The sequence below is a fragment of the Populibacterium corticicola genome, assembly GCF_042683685.1.
Classification (GTDB): Bacteria; Actinomycetota; Actinomycetes; order Actinomycetales; family Cellulomonadaceae; genus Timonella; species Timonella corticicola.
On the sequence record NZ_JBHUOP010000002.1, the window covers coordinates 308796 to 326276 of the forward strand.

Consider the following 17481-nt stretch of genomic DNA (forward strand, 5'->3'; position numbering starts at 1 on the left):
GCCGCCTGGCGGTCTGCCGTGCACTGAGCACCATCCTTCTCGCCATCTTTGCAGTTGGGATCATACCACCCGTGTGGGCTACCGCGAGCCTCGACGATGAGCCGGAACCACGGCTCAGGATCTCGGCACAGGCACGCGCCGATGGACGCACAAGTGTCACCGAGGAGTTCGTGTGGGACACCCAAGCCAGCGCGGGCACCTTCACCCGCGCCCTGCCGCTGTTTGTGCCCCGCGCTGAGGCCAGTTGGCGAAAGTTCGAATACACCAACTTCGTGGCCACGAGCCCTGATGCCCAGTTGACCCTCACGGTCGCAGACGATGCCCATCAGCTTCTCGCGACCATCGGTGTTCCCCCGGCAGACGAATCCACCGGTGAGGCGACCTCACTGCCGCAATACGTCACAGTGGAGTTCTCCTACGTCGTGACCGGTGCGACCAGCGCCGGTTCGCCTTACGGATCAGACCCGAACGAGTTCTACTGGGCACCTCTCGCCTCAGGTGGTGGAGAGTTCAACGCCCTCACTTTCGCCCTCACTGCAGGCAACCCCGCGACCGTGCTGCGCTGCGCCGTGCATCGTGATGACGGGTCGCTTCTCGGCTGGTCCTCCGATCCCGGCCCAGATGACACTCCAGAACCTGACGTTGGCCAGCCGGAGGCAACCTGCCGGGCGAACCCGCGGAGCGGTGTGGTTCGCGGTTCAGACCTTTCTGTGCATTCAACCGTGATCGTGCGCGGCGAGTTCCCCCAGGGCACAATCCACACCGATTCCTCAATATCCGTTGTTGAACCTGACATCGATCAAGATGCAGAGAACAGCGGAACCTCCACGGATGAGTTCGACCCCACCTGGTCCGAGAACATCGACTTCGGCCTCGATAGCGGGATGGGTCTCGCGCTGCCGGCCTTTGCACTGGTCGCCGTCGGCGTGATTGCCACGCTGTTTGCATACTTCACTCGTGAGCGCCCAGACCTCTCGTTCCCCAACCTCGGTTCCACGGATGCCGAGGCCGCATCCGCACAAGCCCCCGAGCTATTACGGACAGATTCGTCCACCACATCAGGGTCACGCGGCACAACCGCCAGCAAGAAGGCCTGGCTCACCGCTGGCGCCACCCCGGTGTCCAAAACACTCAACGTTCCCGCCACCACGGCGATACCCGCTGGACTTCCCATTGCCTTCGTTGGTCCGATCCTGAGCCTTGAGGTCAATTGGCTCGATCTTTCCGCAGTGCTCAGCAGCCTTGCCCAGCGCGATCACGTGCGCGTCACCCTCCACTCGTCGAACGAGAAGGAACCACCACAGCGTGGCACGGACTCGTGGACCTTCGAACGTTTCAACAGCGATTCGGAATCCGACCTGACATCCGTGGAAACCGCACTGCTCGATGACATCTTCGGTAAGGCGACCACACTCGAGGCACATTCACTGCACTCGGCATGCGCACCAAAACTCCTTGAGGTGCTCTCGCTCATAGGGCAGGAGATCCACGCCCAGGGGCTCACGCTTTCGCCGGTAGATCACGCAACGGCCCGCAAGGCGCGCCGAGTTCAGCGCACGCCGGTTGGCCGAGCCTACGCTGAACAGGTGGCAGGGCTCAAGCGCAGCTTTGAACAGCTTGAGGAAGACGGCCTCTCCGCATTTGCAGGCGAACCGACACCGGATGTGTTCCTCCGCTACCTGCCGTATGCCATTGCCGTCGGACAGGCGCACGAATGGGGCCGTGCATTTGATCGCGCGGGCATTCCATTTGCGTCTCCCGCATGGTTCTCGCAGCGGACAGCCCGGGTGGATACATTCGAGCAGTTTGCACTACGCTGGCAGGCTGCTGTCGTCTGACACGGTTCGTGGAACGCTGCGGAGTTGGCCCAACCAGGTCATCACGTTCCTGTGTGGGCCAATTCCACCGCTTAAGAAGGCGCCGAGGCTCGCCATTGAACCTCAGGCATCTCTACCATAGTCACCGCTGACGCCGAGAGCCCCCAATTGTTGATCACAGTTCAACAACGTTTCCCAGTGCTCCGACGAGAGTGCACTCGGATGCCCTCTTTCCCCTTGAGAGTGTGCAGATATTCACTCGCAAGCACTGCGAGTGAATATCTGCACACTCTCAAGTGATTGGGCGTATTGCGAGTGAGGTCTGAGCCGCTTAGCGACGAGTCGGCTGGGTCGGTAGGAGTTCTCCCGGCCCAGCCGACTCGTCGACAATGGACCTGCGTAACCGCACACAGGCGGGACCATGCGCCACAATGGAGGAATGAACACCTACCACGCACATGCGGACCGCTACACCTCCATGCCCTACCGGCGCACGGGCCGCAGCGGCCTCGACCTCCCGGCACTGTCGCTGGGGCTCTGGCACAACTTCGGACACACAACACCATTCGACACCCAGCGCGCAGTGCTACGCCGTGCGTTCGACCTCGGTGTCACCCACTTCGACCTCGCCAACAACTACGGTCCGCCCTACGGCAGCGCTGAGGAGAACTTCGGCCGCCATCTCGCAGCCGATTTCCGGACGTACCGCGATGAGATGGTCATCTCGTCGAAGGCCGGATACGACATGTGGCCCGGTCCGTACGGTGACGGCGGCTCGCGCAAGTATCTCCTGTCCTCACTCGACCAGTCGCTCACCCGCTTGGGCCTCGACTACGTCGATATCTTCTACTCGCATCGCTTCGATCCCATGACCCCGCTCGAGGAGACGATGGGGGCTCTGCACACGGCCGTGGCCTCCGGTAAGGCACTGTATGTGGGCGTTTCAAACTACACCCCGGCGCAAACCCGCCGTGCCGCCGAGATCCTCGCGGAACTGGGTACACCGCTACTGATCCACCAGCCCAGTTACTCGATGTTCAATCGTCATGTCGAGCTCCCCGACGCTGGCCAGTCCTCCGGTGAACAGACAGGGCAGTCGCTGCTGGAAACCGTCAACGAACTCGGTATCGGCATGATCTGTTTCTCACCGCTGTCTCAGGGACTGCTCACCAATCGCTACCTTGACGGTTCGGTTCCATCCGGCTCACGCGCCTCGGTGGGGCACTTCCTCACACCTGAGAAGATTTCAGACACCTACCTGTCACGTGCGCGTGGACTCAACGAGATCGCGGCAGCGCGGGGTCAGAGCCTTGCGCAACTCGCACTGAGTTGGATTCTTCGCGACGAGCGGGTCACCTCAGTGCTCGTCGGCGCGTCCTCGGTCGCACAGCTTGAGGACACCGCGGGTGCTCTGCGAGCACCCGCGTTGAGCCAGACGGAACTTGAGGCAATCGAGGAATTCGCCATCGACGGCACTGTCCGCTGAGCGAACGTCTACAGGTCGAGGGAGGACAACCCCTGCAGGGGTTGTCCTCCCTCTCTTCATCGAGTCAGCCTAGGGAGCGTGACTCCATTGGCGTTGCTCGACAGACTTCTGCTGCCCTGGCGTGGTGCTCTGCTCAAATAGTTCCGCCGTTAACTTCGCCGCCTCGGCGTCGGCCTTCCGCTGTGCTTTACGCGCTCTCAGGGATGCTGGCGACACCTTGGCGAACACGCGTCTACGCCACGACACGGAACGTGCGAGCGCCCGACGGCTTTCCTCGACCTGAAGCCAGTACTGCTCACTGTCGACCGCACTCCACTCTCCGTGCGAGAAGTGAGCCCGATCAGCCGTGTCCGCGAGTCGACGCATCGGCACCTGCGGCTGGCTTGTCTCGATGAAGCGTGCTGCCTCTCGACGAGTCAGATCCTTCTCGGGACGGATACCCAGATCAAAGGCGTCGTCAAGAGTTTCCTGCCAGCCGCCGATGACGCTTAACTGTCCGGGAGCATGCTTGCGCCGTCCTCTGCGCCGGGCTTTCAACGCGATCACGATGAGCGGTCCAGCGAGCAACAGGATGAGCGGGATACCAACCACCGCAGTGATCCGGACTATCGCGAACCAGTCGTATGACTCGTCTATCGGGTCCTCTTGAGCATCGATTTCGGTATCCTCGGTGTTCACGGCCGGTGGCGTAGCCGGTGGCCGGGGATCTGGCGGCAACTGAACAGCCTCGGGCTCTGGTTCAGGGTCCTTTTCCTGTTGAGATGCGTTTGGGGTCTGCGAAGATGGGGGGGTCGGGAAGTACTGGACCCATCCATACTCGTTGTAATAGATCTCAACCCATGCGCTCAGGTCAGCACCCGTGAATGTGACGTCTGAAGCTCCCTCTTCAGGAATGAACCCAACCACAACGCGTGCGGGCACACCCTGCGACCGGGCAAGCAGAGCCATCGCCGACGCATACTGCTCGGCGTCGCCCACCATGAGTTCAGCGGAGAACAGATCGTCCATGCGGTCGGCTCCGTGGCCAGACAGGGACGGATACCCACCGGTTGCCTCCCCATGACTGAAATACCCGCGAGTCTGGAAATACTCCTCGTATTTGCGAATGACGAGCGGCACGTTGGCGCCCTCCCGTCCAATCGCGATTGCCTCCTGAGCGATGATGTCTGGGATGTTGGCAACGTCTGCGAGCGCGATCTTTCCCACCCCGGTCTCGCCCAGTTCCTCATCGGTCGGTGTCGCCGGGAGCACCCCCTGAAGCCGGTACGAGGTACCAGGACGGAGACCGCCGATCGTCACGGCAGCACCGGTTGCGTCGTTGAAGCGGAAGTCGGTGACGCTTCCCGAGTCAAAATCGACTGCGGAGAGGTAACCGATCGTCGGTGTCCACACGCCGTCCAGTTCCTCAATCTTGACCCGCACATCGTAGGGGTCTCCCTGAGCCGTCTGCTCGATGCGTTCACCGATCCGGCGGAACGCACCTGATCCAGCGCGGCTTTGATCTCCCGACACAGACCAGACCACGCCATCGTAGGCGTCGAGCGTGGCCAACCGGACGAGACCATTTTCGGGGAGACCTGAAACGCTCACAAGGGGCGTTTCCGCACGATCCTTGACGTAATGCCGGTAGAGCGAGAGCGGGCTGATCTGATCGCGTGGGTCAAACGGTGGGATGACAATGGAGCGCAGCACGAATCGCGGTGCCTGCGGTGCGAACTGCCCGGAGAGTACAGTGCTCGCGGCAATCACAGCAGCGAGGAAGAAGCTCATCGAGGCCCATCGACGTGGTCGCCAGACCTTCATCCGCCAGGTTGCCCATACGGTCAACACCATGAAGAGCCCGACGCCGAGGTGGGATCCCAGCACGGTTTCCTGGGTTCCCCACAGGATCGAGGTGATCAACACCAACGTGACGACGCCTGTTGCGATGATTGTGGTCAGCCAGGAGTTACGCCACCCGACGACCCACGAGACAAGAAAGGCACCGAGGAATGCGAGCAGGAATGGCAACACCAGAACGCCGTCGGATTGTCCGAGCGGTGGCTCGAGCGTCAAGGCCTCCTTCCAACTCGTGACAGTTCCCGTGAGCATACTCGTCATGGACTGCCCAGACGGCACGACTCCCCAGACGAGATCGCGTCCGAAGGCCACCGTGCCGCCGACCACAACGTAGGAGGCGATTCCCACAAGCATCGTCAACGGAAACGGCCACCGCAAGAATGCCCCCAACAGGACCGGCACCATGGCAGCGATAAGTCCCGCCATGACCGCGGTTAACGCTGCAGGAGTTCCGTAGGCGGGCAGGATGGGCATCATCGCGAAACCCACGCACAGCACGGCTATGAATACGTCGATCACTGCCCGAAGAGGTGCCCAGTCGCGTAAGGCGGAGGTCTCATCCTGTAATTGGCGGCTGAGTTTGTCGGTCACACTCACGCGGACACCGCCTGTCGCAGCACGCGCGGTAGTTCCTCGAGGGAACCGATACGTGCGTAGGTGACGAGCCTATGCGTGCGGATCTGCGCTTCGATACCGGCCTCGCACCGGAACACGACGGCCCGGACACCAGGAGGGAGATTACGCATCTCCTGCCTCAGTTGCGCGCTGTCCACGCTACCGCCCGTGACGATGAACGCAAGAGAACAGTCCTGCGCATACCGCGCCAGATGTTCCGCCCCACAAGAAGAGGCTTCCCCCACAGCAGGCTCAATGGCGGATGTGGAATCGAGGAAGGATTTGGGAGTGGCGCTCAACAGCACCCGATCAGACACAAGCAAGGTCCGGTCCCCATCGCCACGAATCGTGTTGACCCCAAGCGATGCGAATACCGACACCCCAAGCTCAAACGACGCATCGTCGTTCCAACGCGACTGCGTCTCCTCGAACACTATCGCCGTATGGGTACGCCGGGTGTCCTCAAACTGCCGCACCATGAGGGACTGATTCCTGGCGCTCGACTTCCAGTGGATGGCCCGCCGATCATCGCCTGGGACATACTCCCGGAGTGCGTGAAAGTTCATGTCGTTGTCGGTGACTGTCCTGAGCGTTTGGCCCTCGAGATCACGCAGCACCCCCGCGGCGGCTCCACGCAAGAGCACGGTCTGAGGGTGAACGTACAGATGTTTCGCCTCAGTCCAGACGACCTCGCGGCGGGCAAGCCCCAATGGGTCGGTACGTACGGATTTGACAGGCCCAACGATGATGATCGCGCGCTTCCTGGTGGGTACCGCAAACAGTTCCTCATGTGTCTGCCCCGAGCCAAGCGACGGCAGTGAGAACTCAGCACGACCACTACCAACGGGTAGTTCGAGCGTTGAGGCCCACAGACGACGTTTCGAGGCATTCTCAACATCGATTCGGCCAAAGGCTCGCTCGCCGACCGTGACGTTCTCCTCACCCAACGCCAACTCGATCCGATAGCGCGCCCGACCCAACGTAAGAGCCGCGGCAAAGGCGACCACAACGAGCGCAAGCACCCCGGCAGCCTGAACTTCAGCCCAGCCATAGCGATATCCGAGAAACAGAGAAAGCCCAGCGCCGCCCAGCGCCGCCCAGGCGAGCGGTACGAACGACCAGTGACCCACACCGATCTCAGGCGTGGGACGAGACCTGGGCCGCAGCATCCTCCGTGGACGCTGGCTGTTCCCGGCTCTCCTCGGACGTGTCCGTAAGGTAGCCACAGGTCACTTCTTCGAAGACGGTGGGGCCACTTCCGTCAGGATCCGAGACATGACCTCCTCGTTGGTGACACCGTTGAACTCAGCATCCACGTCAAGGACGAGCCTGTGCGCCAAGACCGGCACAGCCAGTTGCTTCACGTCATCTGGGATCACATAGTTGCGTCCTTGAGCGGCAGCCCACACCTTCGCACACCGCACCAGTGCAAGCGCGCCACGAACCGACACGCCGACCTGAGTTTGCGAGTCCTTTCGGGTCTCGTCCGTAATGCGGGCAACGTACTGTGCAATCGCGGTGTCAATGTAAATGCTTGCGGCGATATCGGCCATGTCGACGACGTCGTTGGAATCGATGACGGGGGTCAGCATTCGGGTACGATCACGCTGCGCGGCTCCCTCAAGGATCTCAACAATCGAGTCCTCATCCGGATACCCCAGCGATGTCTTGATCAGGAATCGGTCAAGTTGCGCCTCCGGCAAACGGTAGGTTCCCACCTGCTCGATAGGGTTCTGGGTTGCGATCACGATGAAAGGACGTCCGGCATCAAACGTCGTGCCATCGACCGTGACCCGAGATTCCTCCATCACCTCAAGCAGGGCAGACTGCGTTTTGGGCGAAGCGCGGTTGATCTCATCGGCGAGTACGACTGAAGCAAACACCGGTCCACGGTGGAACTCGAACTGTCCGGTCTTTTGATCGTAGATGGTCACACCGGTTACGTCTGATGGCAGGAGGTCTGGAGTGAACTGGATGCGGTTGTGGGTTCCCGAGATCGAAGCCGCGATCGACTTGGCCAGGATGGTTTTACCCGTTCCCGGTGCATCCTCAAGCAGGAGGTGCCCCTCAGCAAACAGTGCAGTGAGCGCAAGCCGCACCACAGTCTTCTTGCCAAGCACCGCACGCGACACATTCGCCACGATCGAATCGAAGGTCTGCGCGAACGCCGTCGCATCCTCAACGGATGCGAGGTTCGCTGCTCCCCCAACCTGGGGAACTGACTGCTGAGTCATGTCTCTTCCTTCTATCGTGGTTCATGCGTGTGCCCCGCACGTCTTAACCTTTATACCTGCTGATGAGGTGCTGTGGTAGCAGCGGTTCAGCTAATAGTCCAGAACCCACGGACGCTACGGGTCGGTTGTCGTTTCCGGAACCACAACGGTTGCCTTGGCAATCGGGCCATCAACTGACTGTCCATTGCTGTCAGTCACTATCGCCCAGACCCTGAGCTCATAGGTCTGTCCAACTTCGCCCCCGTGGTTTCGGGTCTTCAGCGGTTCTCCTTCAACCACCTCACCCCCGGTCCAACTAGACGAATCGCACGGCTGGTTTGATCCAACCTGCACTATGCAGTACCTGTACTTCTCGATCGGAAGCCCACGCTCGGTAGCTTTCTGCCACGTACCTGTGAGTTGGCCCTCCCACGACTCATTCGCCTGAAGTACAGGGTTTTGTGGTGCCCCTGGTGGACGGCGCTTGAGTACGGTCATTGTTTCGCTGCTGATCGTGCTGTTGCCCTGGCTATTGGAGGCGCGGACATCAATCAAGACGTCACGAGAGTCCGCAGTGCCAAAGTCGGTGATCGTTCCGGAGACCTTCGTGCCGTTCAGCGGTTGCCATGCACCGGAGTCAAGCCGATACTCAAGGCTCACGTTTGAGGTTCCACCCGTATTGCGGGCTGCGATCGTGAACTCATAGGAGTCGTAGCGCTGGGCGCTGACTCGCGTGACCGTTGGGGACTGCGGCTTCGTCAGTGCCGTCTGGCCGGCGAGTTTCGTCCACCCGGAGCACACACCGCGAGTGTTACACGCACGAACAGAGACCTCACCCGAGTCTTGCCCCGGCGTGATTCCCTCACGCGTGTGACTCGTACCCGAAGTGGCCGTATCGCTGTCTCGAACCTCGTAGTGGGAGATCCGGATTCCGCGCCCGCCAGTCTCAAGCGGCGTGTCCCACAGATACTTCACTGCCCCACCCTGGGCGTAGTTCCGGTCTGCGACAACCTCGCTCGTGAGCGCCCGCGGTGCGCTTGGCACGGCAAATGAGGAGATTGCGTCGGAGACTCCAGGGGCAGAAACCCCTGCCTTGTTTCGCGCCGTCACCTGGAACCGGTAGTCCACGCCGTTCTCGGCCTCTGTGAACGTCCATTTGGTTTGCGCTGCTTCAAGGCGTCGCACCGCAACCTCGGTGTTCCCGGACATCACTCGCACCGTATAGCGATTGATCGAGTCACCGTTTTCGGAGCCTGGTGACCATGAGACGTTGATCTGACGTCCGAGCGGGGTGTCTGATGGCAGCGCAACATCGACTTTCGGAGCCTCTGGCACGCCAGCCGGGATGACTCGTTCAGACTCTGGGCTCCATGGGCCCTGGCCGCTTTCCGCGAGAGCCGAGTTCACTGCCCTCACCCGTACCGTGTAGGCCGTTCCATTCTTGAGACCGGTGATGGTTGTGCTCGTGCCCGTCACAGTCCGCGAACTGACGCCTTCGCTACCGATCCCAGGTGAGATCTCAAGCAGGTATCGCACGATGGCCGAGCCTTCGTTACGTGGTGCTTGCCATTGAACGCTGATCTGGCGGTCACCGAACTCGACGGTTGGTGCGGAGGGAGCATCTGGGAGGATATCTGGAGTGATGTCACTGCTCGGGGCGGATTCCGCGGAGAATCCAACCTCATTGCGTGCGGCCACCGTGAATCGGTATGCAGTGCCATTGCTGAGACCGGAGATCTCGCAGGTGGTGTTCTGGCACACCGTTGTCTGTCCACCAGGGCTCGCAGTCACGCGATAGTCAAGTACCGGTGCGCCGTTGGAGTTGGGGGCATCCCAACTGACGGTGACGGTCTTGTTCCCAGGATTGGAGACGCGAGGCGCAGTCGGTGCGTCTGGTTCCTTGCGGACGGTGACGACAACCTGGCCCTCAACGTTACGGTTGGGGTCATTGAGCGCGTCGGTCACGGTGTAGGCGACTCGCATGGTTCCAGCGAAACTGGATTCTGGAGTGATGGTCACGTTGGGGCCGTTGAAGGTGGCCTCTCCCGTACCCGAGGTGAGCACCTGCACATCGACTACGCGAAGGCCCTCGCCAACGGGGTCGATTGCCCCTTGGAGCACGTTGACCTGGCTGGCCTGACCGGCATTGGCGGTGATGGTGTGTTCGCGCACGGTGGGGCGCTGCTTGGTTGAGGCGACAATCTCGTAGGGCACGGTCACGTTGAGTTTGTTCGCAAGTCCATACGTGAGCGTGATCGCGATCTCGCTTCTGGTTCCCCTCGTTGCGCCTGCGGGAGCGGATGCAGACAGCACTGTGCCGTCAATCGCTGCGGTGACACCGTATGCCGGTGTTGCCGCCACGGCGTAGGAATATGTGTCCTCAGGCATTCCGGCAGCGGCGCGCGTGAACCGCGTCAGGTCAACGTTGACCACCTCATTGCCCTGTGGAAGCTGTAGCACTGCGGGGGCGAATGTGGGTGGTAGCTCCTCAATCGGCCTAACGGTGATCGGCAGCGTCAGGATTGAGGAGTTGGCGGTTTCGCCCGTTCCATCCCAGACCTCGAAGGTTATCGATGCGATTCCGCTGAATGATCGTTCGGACACGAATCTGAGGGTGCCACTGTCAACGACAAGGCCGCTATCATCGCTCTGCCCCGAGCGCACGGAGCTGGCATCCCTGATGATTGGGGTCTTACCAGAGCCGACCTGTACGAACTCCGCCAATGGGATCTGAATTTCCTGAGCGGTGGAGGTGACCAGCTCGCGAGTCTTCGGGCGTAGAACGGGTGGGAAGTCACCGAGCGCTGGGACGGAGATGAACGCGTAGGCGAATGCTTGATCCGGTGCCTCTGGGTTGGTCAGCCGGAACGGAACCGTTTGGGCGGTTTCCGTGAGTTGGACGGTGACTTTTCCAGAGCCTGTCACCTGCGCGATGTCCGCGTGCGAGTTCGGTACCGTGAGTTCGAGTTCCGCAGGAGTTCCTGACGGGTTCTCAGCGACGGCGTATACGTCGACTTCGACGGAGGTCTTGTCCATTGCCTCGACTGGGGACACTATGATGTCTCGAACCGTTGGAGGCAGGATGAGCGCCTCCGTGCTGACGTTGACGCGCAGGGTGGCCTGCCCGATACCGCCAGCCAGGTTTCGGACGGTGTAGGGGATGTAGTAGGTCGGCTCGGCGTCCTGCGGGACTTCAACTTCGATCGTGTTGTCCACGACCCTGGCCACGACCCCCGCCACCTCCTCCAACTCATCCACGGTGAGCGCGAGCCCCGATGGGTCGACATCGTTTCTGGTGACGCGTACCGCGACCGTGGTACCCGGTTTGACAGTCACCTCGTCGTCTGTGGCCACGATGGGCAGGGCCGCCTGTGGCTTCTCCACGACACCCACGCGGATCGTGCCGATCGCACGCTGTCCGGTCCAGTCCTCGACTGCATAGGTGAAGATGTCCGTTCCGCGGGCCGTGTCGTAGGCCGTGTACTCGATCCAGTCGGCGCCAACGTTGGAGACATAGCCCTGGGTCGGCAGTTGGTCTCCCTGCCCAAGCAGGATGACTCCGTCACCGTCTTGGTCGATTCCCGTCAGGCTGATGGGGATACGTACGGCCTCGCCCGCGTAGACACGGGTGGTGACGCGTTTGGGCTGCGGCGGCGTCTTGGTCTCTGGGTTGGAGGCATGCACGTTGACGGTCAGTTCCCCGATGGCGGTCTGTCCAGCGGAGTCCTCGATCATGAAAGTCGTGGTTGTCGTGCGCGGTGTGTTGGGGGCCTGGTATCGCAGCACGTTGCCGCTGACAAACAACAGGCCTTGGCTTTCCGGTAGCGGGGAAGGCAGATCGCGTACGAGCGAGAGGGTGTCTCCGTCAGGGTCACTCGCGTAGTCGAGAACCGGGATCGTGACAACGCCGCCGCTGCGCACCGAGACCGTGATTGGTTTGACTGACGGCGGACGTTGTTCCGTGGACGGTTCGACGGGCTGGACGAGGATGCTGCCCTTTGCCGTCGCGTATCCGTTGTCAACCGTGTAGTGGATGGTTTCAGGCTGCGTGAGCGAGACCCGTGAAGAGATGTTGATGAAGCGGTGCTCGATCACGCCGACGCTGAGGGCAGAGTCAGGGGCCAGTTCAACACCGGTGAGGACCATTACCCCACCATTGGGGTCGAAGTCGTTGTCAAGCGGAGCCACGGTCACCTCGCCGCCTCCGGGTAGGAGCGCAACGTCGGATACCGCCACTGGTGGAAGTCGATCTGAGGGCACCTCGCGCACGTCAATGCGGGCAAGGCCACTGACTGTGTGGGGTGGGGACACCAGAGTGAAGTTCACATAGTAGGAGCCGGGTGTCGGCGCCATGAAGGTGAACGTGCCTGCCTCGAGGTCGACGCTGATCTCGGTTCCGGCAACTTCGTCGACTGCGGCGAGGCGCACGGGTTCTGACGAGCGATTCTTGACTGCCGATACGACGTCAACCTCGATTTCACTGGACACGTAGGCGTTACGGAAGATCGGGGTGATCGTGGGGGCAAGAGTTCCAGATGAACGAACATCGATGATGAGTTCGGATTCCAGTGTTCTCTCGCCGTCTGTGACGGTGATCGTGGCGCGTTCCATACCGACACGCTGGGTGTCGGCGACATAGGAGACCATGCCGTCCTTGCGGAATCTCAGCGACCCGTTTCCGTCTTCGAGTTTTGCGTCGGCGAGGACCAGTTGGTCGCCGTCCGGGTCCACAAAGTTCGCGAGCACGTTGTAGGAGGTGGTTGCACCTTGCTCGACCTCCATGCGCGATTGACGCAACTCAACCGGGGCGTCGTTGACGTGCTCTGGTGTAACCGTCAGAGTCACCTTTGCGGTTGACGGTGGATTTTGACCACGGCCGTCGGTGATCGTGTACTCGAAGGACACACTGCCTGACGCACTTGGCAGGATCTCAGCCTGTAGCGCCCGCCCGTTGTCGACTCGGCGTACGGTGCCGAATTCTGCCGGGATGTCCTCGACCTCGGTGATTGCGATGATTCCGCACTGCCCCACCGAGTCGTTCGACAGGACGTAGAGCAGAGTGGCGCGATCTACACGGACACCGAATTCGTCATCGCGTGCGCGAGGTGCCCGGTCGCTCGTGGAGCACTGGGTTGTGTCCGATTGCTCTGGGTCTGTCTCGTCGTCGTCCTCGGGCGTCTCCTTGTTGTCATCTGGGGTTTCGACGTCGTTCCAGTTGGGGTCCTCGCTCTGCGGCACGTTCTCTGGGAGCCAGATTCGTCCGGCGAGGGTGTCGTTCAAGACGATCTGGTCACGATTGACGCGGAACACCAGGTTGGACATGGCCGAGACGTTCTCGAGGGACGTGACGTCCTCGATGGAACCTGTCGATGCGGCAGCCTCGCCGCACAGCACGGTGTAGTTGGGGCCGGAGGCGGTCCAGGCAGCATGCACGCAGTTACCGAGGAACACTGGCTGCGCGGGGCGTCCCGATACGCCGTCGATCAGGGTCGTGACAGCTCCGGTGTTGATGTTGACCGAGATGAGTCCTCTGTCAGTCGCCACGAACACGGCTCCTCGCGGGGCCCCGTTGGTCTGCACGATGGGTTGTCCGCCGTATTGGCTAAGGCTCACGCTGGTGCTGGGTGTGTGCAGAGTCCGGTTTGCGGTGACCACAGGGGTGGTTCCCACAACGGACAGCACCGGCTGATCTGCGGGATCCTGTGCGAGGGCCATTCCTCCGGAGTCTTTGAGGGCGATCGTCTCCTGCTCGACGAAACCACCATTGATCAGCGTGTATGTGTGCACCTGACCGGCTCCGGGGTCGAACGCGTAGATGGTTCCCTCTGAGTCAATGGTGAGAGCGGTGCCGTCTGACAGGTCAGCGACGACCGGGGTGGATTCGTTGATCGTCTCCAGGGCTTCCACCGGGGCCGCCCAGATCCGCCCCGTGGGGTCGGCTATAGCCACGATTCCAGCGTTGAGGGCCACCTTGCTCTGCCCTGGAATCTGCGCAACAGCGGAGTAGGACATAGTCGCAGGGTCGATGCGGGAGATGGTTGCCGGCTCGTGCGCGACCACGTCAGATTCGTCTTGGAGCACGTCGAAGGAGGCTCCGCTAGTCACTACGCCGCCGTTGAGTTCCTTGACTTTGGCGTTGTATCGGCCGATCTTGAGGTCGGTCGTGTTGGTGATCCAGACGGTTCCGTCGTTGAGTTCGACTTCCGCGATGGTAACGCCGGGATTCGCCACTGCAAGGGTTGCCAAGACGGCAGGAACCGTCACGCCGGCCACGATGGACGGCATGCGACGGCGCCAGGTCTTTGCCCGGTTCGGGTTCGCACGCCGTTGCGCACGGTCCTTCCACCAGCCCTTGCGGACGAATTGCACTAGCTGCACTCCCTTGCAGGCGTACTCGACATCTTTCCGTTTGCGCGAGCGATTGAGACTTCGATGCAGATCTGCTGCTCGGCGGTGTCACGCTGCACCTCCACGAACGTCTCAGTGGTTCGTGTGTTCTGGGTGTGGCTATTTACATCGATAATGCGCCACACGTATGCATCGTCAGGTTGTGGATCTGGGTTGTTCCACTCGAATCGCACCATTGTGTCATACGCGCCTGACACCTTTAATCCAGTTACCGCAGGAACCGAGCCGGTGTCAAGGGATTGCGTGGTGGTTGGTTCAGGTTCTGGGGTTTGCGGCGCTTCATGGCGACCAAGCGCCCGGTTTCCGATGAACAGCAAGATCAACACGAGGAGCAGAATCGACGCAAGGGTGATGAGCGCGGTCATACGCCTACGCATTCCCTGATCGCTTTGATCTGCCTGCTGTCGTTTCGCGTAGAAATAGCCGAGAGACCCGGTGGTCTGCTCGAATTCCTGCGGCTCGAAGTCACGGACCAGTGCCTCTTTGGCAGCGGCCGGCGACCACGCGTGCGGCGCGAGTGAGCTATCAGTCTCGGGTTCATCGGCGCGAACAGTCGTCACGGGTCGAAGCCGGGTTTCCACGTCGGAGGTAAGCACCACAGGTTCTTCCTGTGCTTCCACGGTTGTCAGGCCGCGGATACGCGTCGCCTCTTCTGGATCCGTTTCCTCAGGTGGTTTCGGGACGGGATTGCGTGGCGACGAGTCGGTGACGTGGGTGTTTTCCGGCACCAGAGCGCTGGGCTGGTTTGAGCCTGCTCCCGAGTCAGCCTCACGGGACTCCGCCACCGGCGCTACACTCGAGGCCTGAATATCCGTGACATCGATTCCCGTGACGGGAAGTTGCATCTCGCGTTCGACGTTCTGCAGAGCGTGCGCGAAGGCAAGCGCACTTGAGAAGCGGTGGCTTGGATCCTTTGCCATTGCGCGGGCGAGGACGAGATTGAGCGATTGCGGAACGTCCACGCGGTCCACCGATTTGAGCGGCTCGCGTTCGATCCGGGTGATCAGGTCAATCGGTGCGTTGCTCTTGCCTGGCACCTCGAACGGGGATCGACCCGCAAGCAGGGAGTAGAGGGTCGCCGCAAGAGAGTACACATCGGAGCGCGCGTCGCCGAAGGGCTCGTCCGCCAGAAGCTCCGGTGGAGCCCAGGGGATCGACATGCCCGAGGCAACGAGTTGTTCGCCGACCGCACCTGCGATTCCGAAGTCGGTCAGCGCGGGCCAGCCAAAGTCCGTGGCAAGGATGTTGGCGGGCTTGATGTCACGGTGCAGCACACCGAGTCGATGCGCGGTCTCAACAGCGGATGCGACGCGGACGCCGGTGCGCAGCGTCTCCGCCACCGAGATACGTTCGGTGCGAAACCGTGCACCGAGACTGGGCCGGGCACAGTATTCCATGATGAAGTACGGACGACCATCCGAGGCTATCGCTGCCTGGTGGATCGTGACGATGGAGGGGTGCTGAGAGAGCCCTGCCATGATGTTCGCCTCGGCGAAGAAGGCATCGCGGCTACCCGCATCGAGCGAACTGTCGAGTAGCACCTTGACCGCAACGGGTCGGCGTGGAAAGTCCTGCCGGTACTCGAACACGTCCGCGAATCCGCCCATGCCAAGGAGACCGACATATTCAAAGCCGGTGATCTTCGGTGGCAGGGATGGTTGGCGGCGGGAGTTCACTTATATTTCCTCGATCTCGAAGGTTGCTCCGTCTCCAAGGTCAACGATGACTCCGGGTTCGAGGTGTGTCGGTTCGTCCGGGTGTAGGCGTCGGGGCGCTAGTCCAGGTTCATTCAAGAATACCCCGTTGGTTGAGTTCAAATCTGTGACCAGCACAAATTCTCCCTCAACCCGAATCTGGGCGTGAGTGCGGGACACATCATTGTTAGGGCTGGCCACATTCACAAGTCGTGGGATCTCGCGCAGCGAAACCCTTGAGGCTTCCGGTGCCCGACCGATCAGCACGGTCCGATCGAGAGGTATGCGTACCCCGTTCGACAGTTTGAGCGTGGGTACGGGAATGTTCATCACAGCGGTGATGGGTTCCTCGGGGACAGGAAGGTTGGTGTTGGTTTCCATCGATTGGCGAATCTCCACCAGATTGTTGGTCAGGACGGTGTTCGATTCGTCGCCCGGTGCGGGAACCTCGGTCTGGGACCCTGTGAGAGGCTGCAGGATCTGCGCCGTCGGGGCAGGAACCGCGGGGACTGGAGCAGTGGGCGCAGCGGGAGGAAAGGCAGCGGCATCCTGCGGCTGATCTGCCCGATGCTGGGCAGAGGGAGACTCGTTGACCGCATCGCCAGCCACCTGAGTAACGTGAGGCGGCAGCGATACCTGAGGGCTCGTCGGCAAGGGCACCGGCGTAGTCGCAGGAGCCGGAACCGCGCCCGATACGGGTGCTGGCTCATATGGAGCAGCCGGAACGGAACCCGACGGAAGGTGCTGGGGTTGCGGTGCCACTACCGGAACGCCGCCCGGGGTTGGGGCGGCGACCGCTGGCATTCCACGGGGAACCGACACAGCGGGAGGCTCGGCGGCGACCACGGCAGGGTCAACGGCGAGTTCACCAGACGTCGAGGAATACTCGATCGCGGCAATAGCACCTGTCTCAACCGCCTCTGCAGCGCTCATGGGACTATCCGGATCGTCCCAGCCAAGCGACGCCATGATCGACACCCGAGACACGCCCGAAGCCAGGTAGAACTCCTCGGTCCCCTCGAGGGTCAAACCGGGAACCCCCCGGATGCACCACTCGGAGGCTGGCAGATCCGTGTACTCACGCCACGTCGCAACCCCCTGGGAGTCAACCGATGAGTACCGGCCATCATGATTGAGCAGCAACACGGAGAACTTACCGCGGACAATCACATGGAGCGTGTTGTTGCGCGGATGCACCAACGCGAACTCCGGCATGTTCTCAAGCCCAGCCTGGGCGAGGAGAGACACTGCCTTTTGGATGCCGCGCTCAGAGTTGAGCGCATGCCACAGATGTACGCCCATCTCCTTGTCCACCTCTGCGCCACCAGGCAGCGCGCGCGTCACAATAAAGACGTCACCGCGCGCAACCGCGGTCAGATTTCCCTGTCCGATCCGTGTCAGCATCATGC

8 protein-coding genes are annotated in these 17481 nt (G+C 61.4%); 2 read left to right on the forward strand and 6 right to left on the reverse strand.

Annotated features, from left to right (window positions below):
- Positions 1 to 71: 71 nt before the first annotated feature.
- Positions 72 to 1838, forward strand: coding sequence for a hypothetical protein (locus ACFSYH_RS05095; RefSeq protein ID WP_377465548.1), 1767 nt, complete (start codon positions 72 to 74; stop codon positions 1836 to 1838).
- 418 nt (positions 1839 to 2256) lie between these two features.
- Complete coding sequence (gene mgrA, locus ACFSYH_RS05100) at positions 2257 to 3303, forward strand: L-glyceraldehyde 3-phosphate reductase (RefSeq protein ID WP_377465550.1); 1047 nt, start codon at positions 2257 to 2259, stop codon at positions 3301 to 3303.
- A 69-nt stretch (positions 3304 to 3372) separates the two neighbouring features.
- Here mgrA and ACFSYH_RS05105 read toward each other — a convergent pair whose 3' ends face one another.
- The 6 genes from ACFSYH_RS05105 to ACFSYH_RS05130 form a co-directional block, all read right to left on the reverse strand.
- Positions 3373 to 5739, reverse strand: a complete 2367-nt coding sequence (locus ACFSYH_RS05105) for a transglutaminase family protein (RefSeq protein WP_377465551.1) — start codon at positions 5737 to 5739, stop codon at positions 3373 to 3375.
- Complete coding sequence (locus ACFSYH_RS05110) at positions 5736 to 6926, reverse strand: DUF58 domain-containing protein (protein ID WP_377465553.1); 1191 nt, start codon at positions 6924 to 6926, stop codon at positions 5736 to 5738. The genes ACFSYH_RS05105 and ACFSYH_RS05110 overlap by 4 nt, the downstream gene beginning before the upstream one ends.
- Positions 6927 to 6986: 60 nt before the next feature.
- On the reverse strand, positions 6987 to 7991 hold the full coding sequence (locus tag ACFSYH_RS05115) for an AAA family ATPase (RefSeq protein ID WP_377465555.1): 1005 nt from the start codon (positions 7989 to 7991) through the stop codon (positions 6987 to 6989).
- Positions 7992 to 8105: 114 nt separating this feature from the next.
- The gene (locus tag ACFSYH_RS05120) at positions 8106 to 14339 is read right to left on the reverse strand and encodes an Ig-like domain-containing protein (protein ID WP_377465556.1); all 6234 of its coding nucleotides are present in this window, start codon (positions 14337 to 14339) and stop codon (positions 8106 to 8108) included.
- Positions 14339 to 16054, reverse strand: a complete 1716-nt coding sequence (locus ACFSYH_RS05125) for a serine/threonine-protein kinase (RefSeq protein ID WP_377465557.1) — start codon at positions 16052 to 16054, stop codon at positions 14339 to 14341. Before ACFSYH_RS05125 ends, ACFSYH_RS05120 begins: the two co-directional genes overlap by 1 nt.
- Positions 16055 to 17479 carry an FHA domain-containing protein gene (locus ACFSYH_RS05130; protein WP_377465558.1) on the reverse strand — a complete coding sequence of 475 codons (1425 nt, stop codon included), beginning with the start codon at positions 17477 to 17479 and terminating at the stop codon, positions 16055 to 16057. It abuts the gene before it with no gap.
- Between the last annotated feature and the right edge of the window lie 2 nt (positions 17480 to 17481).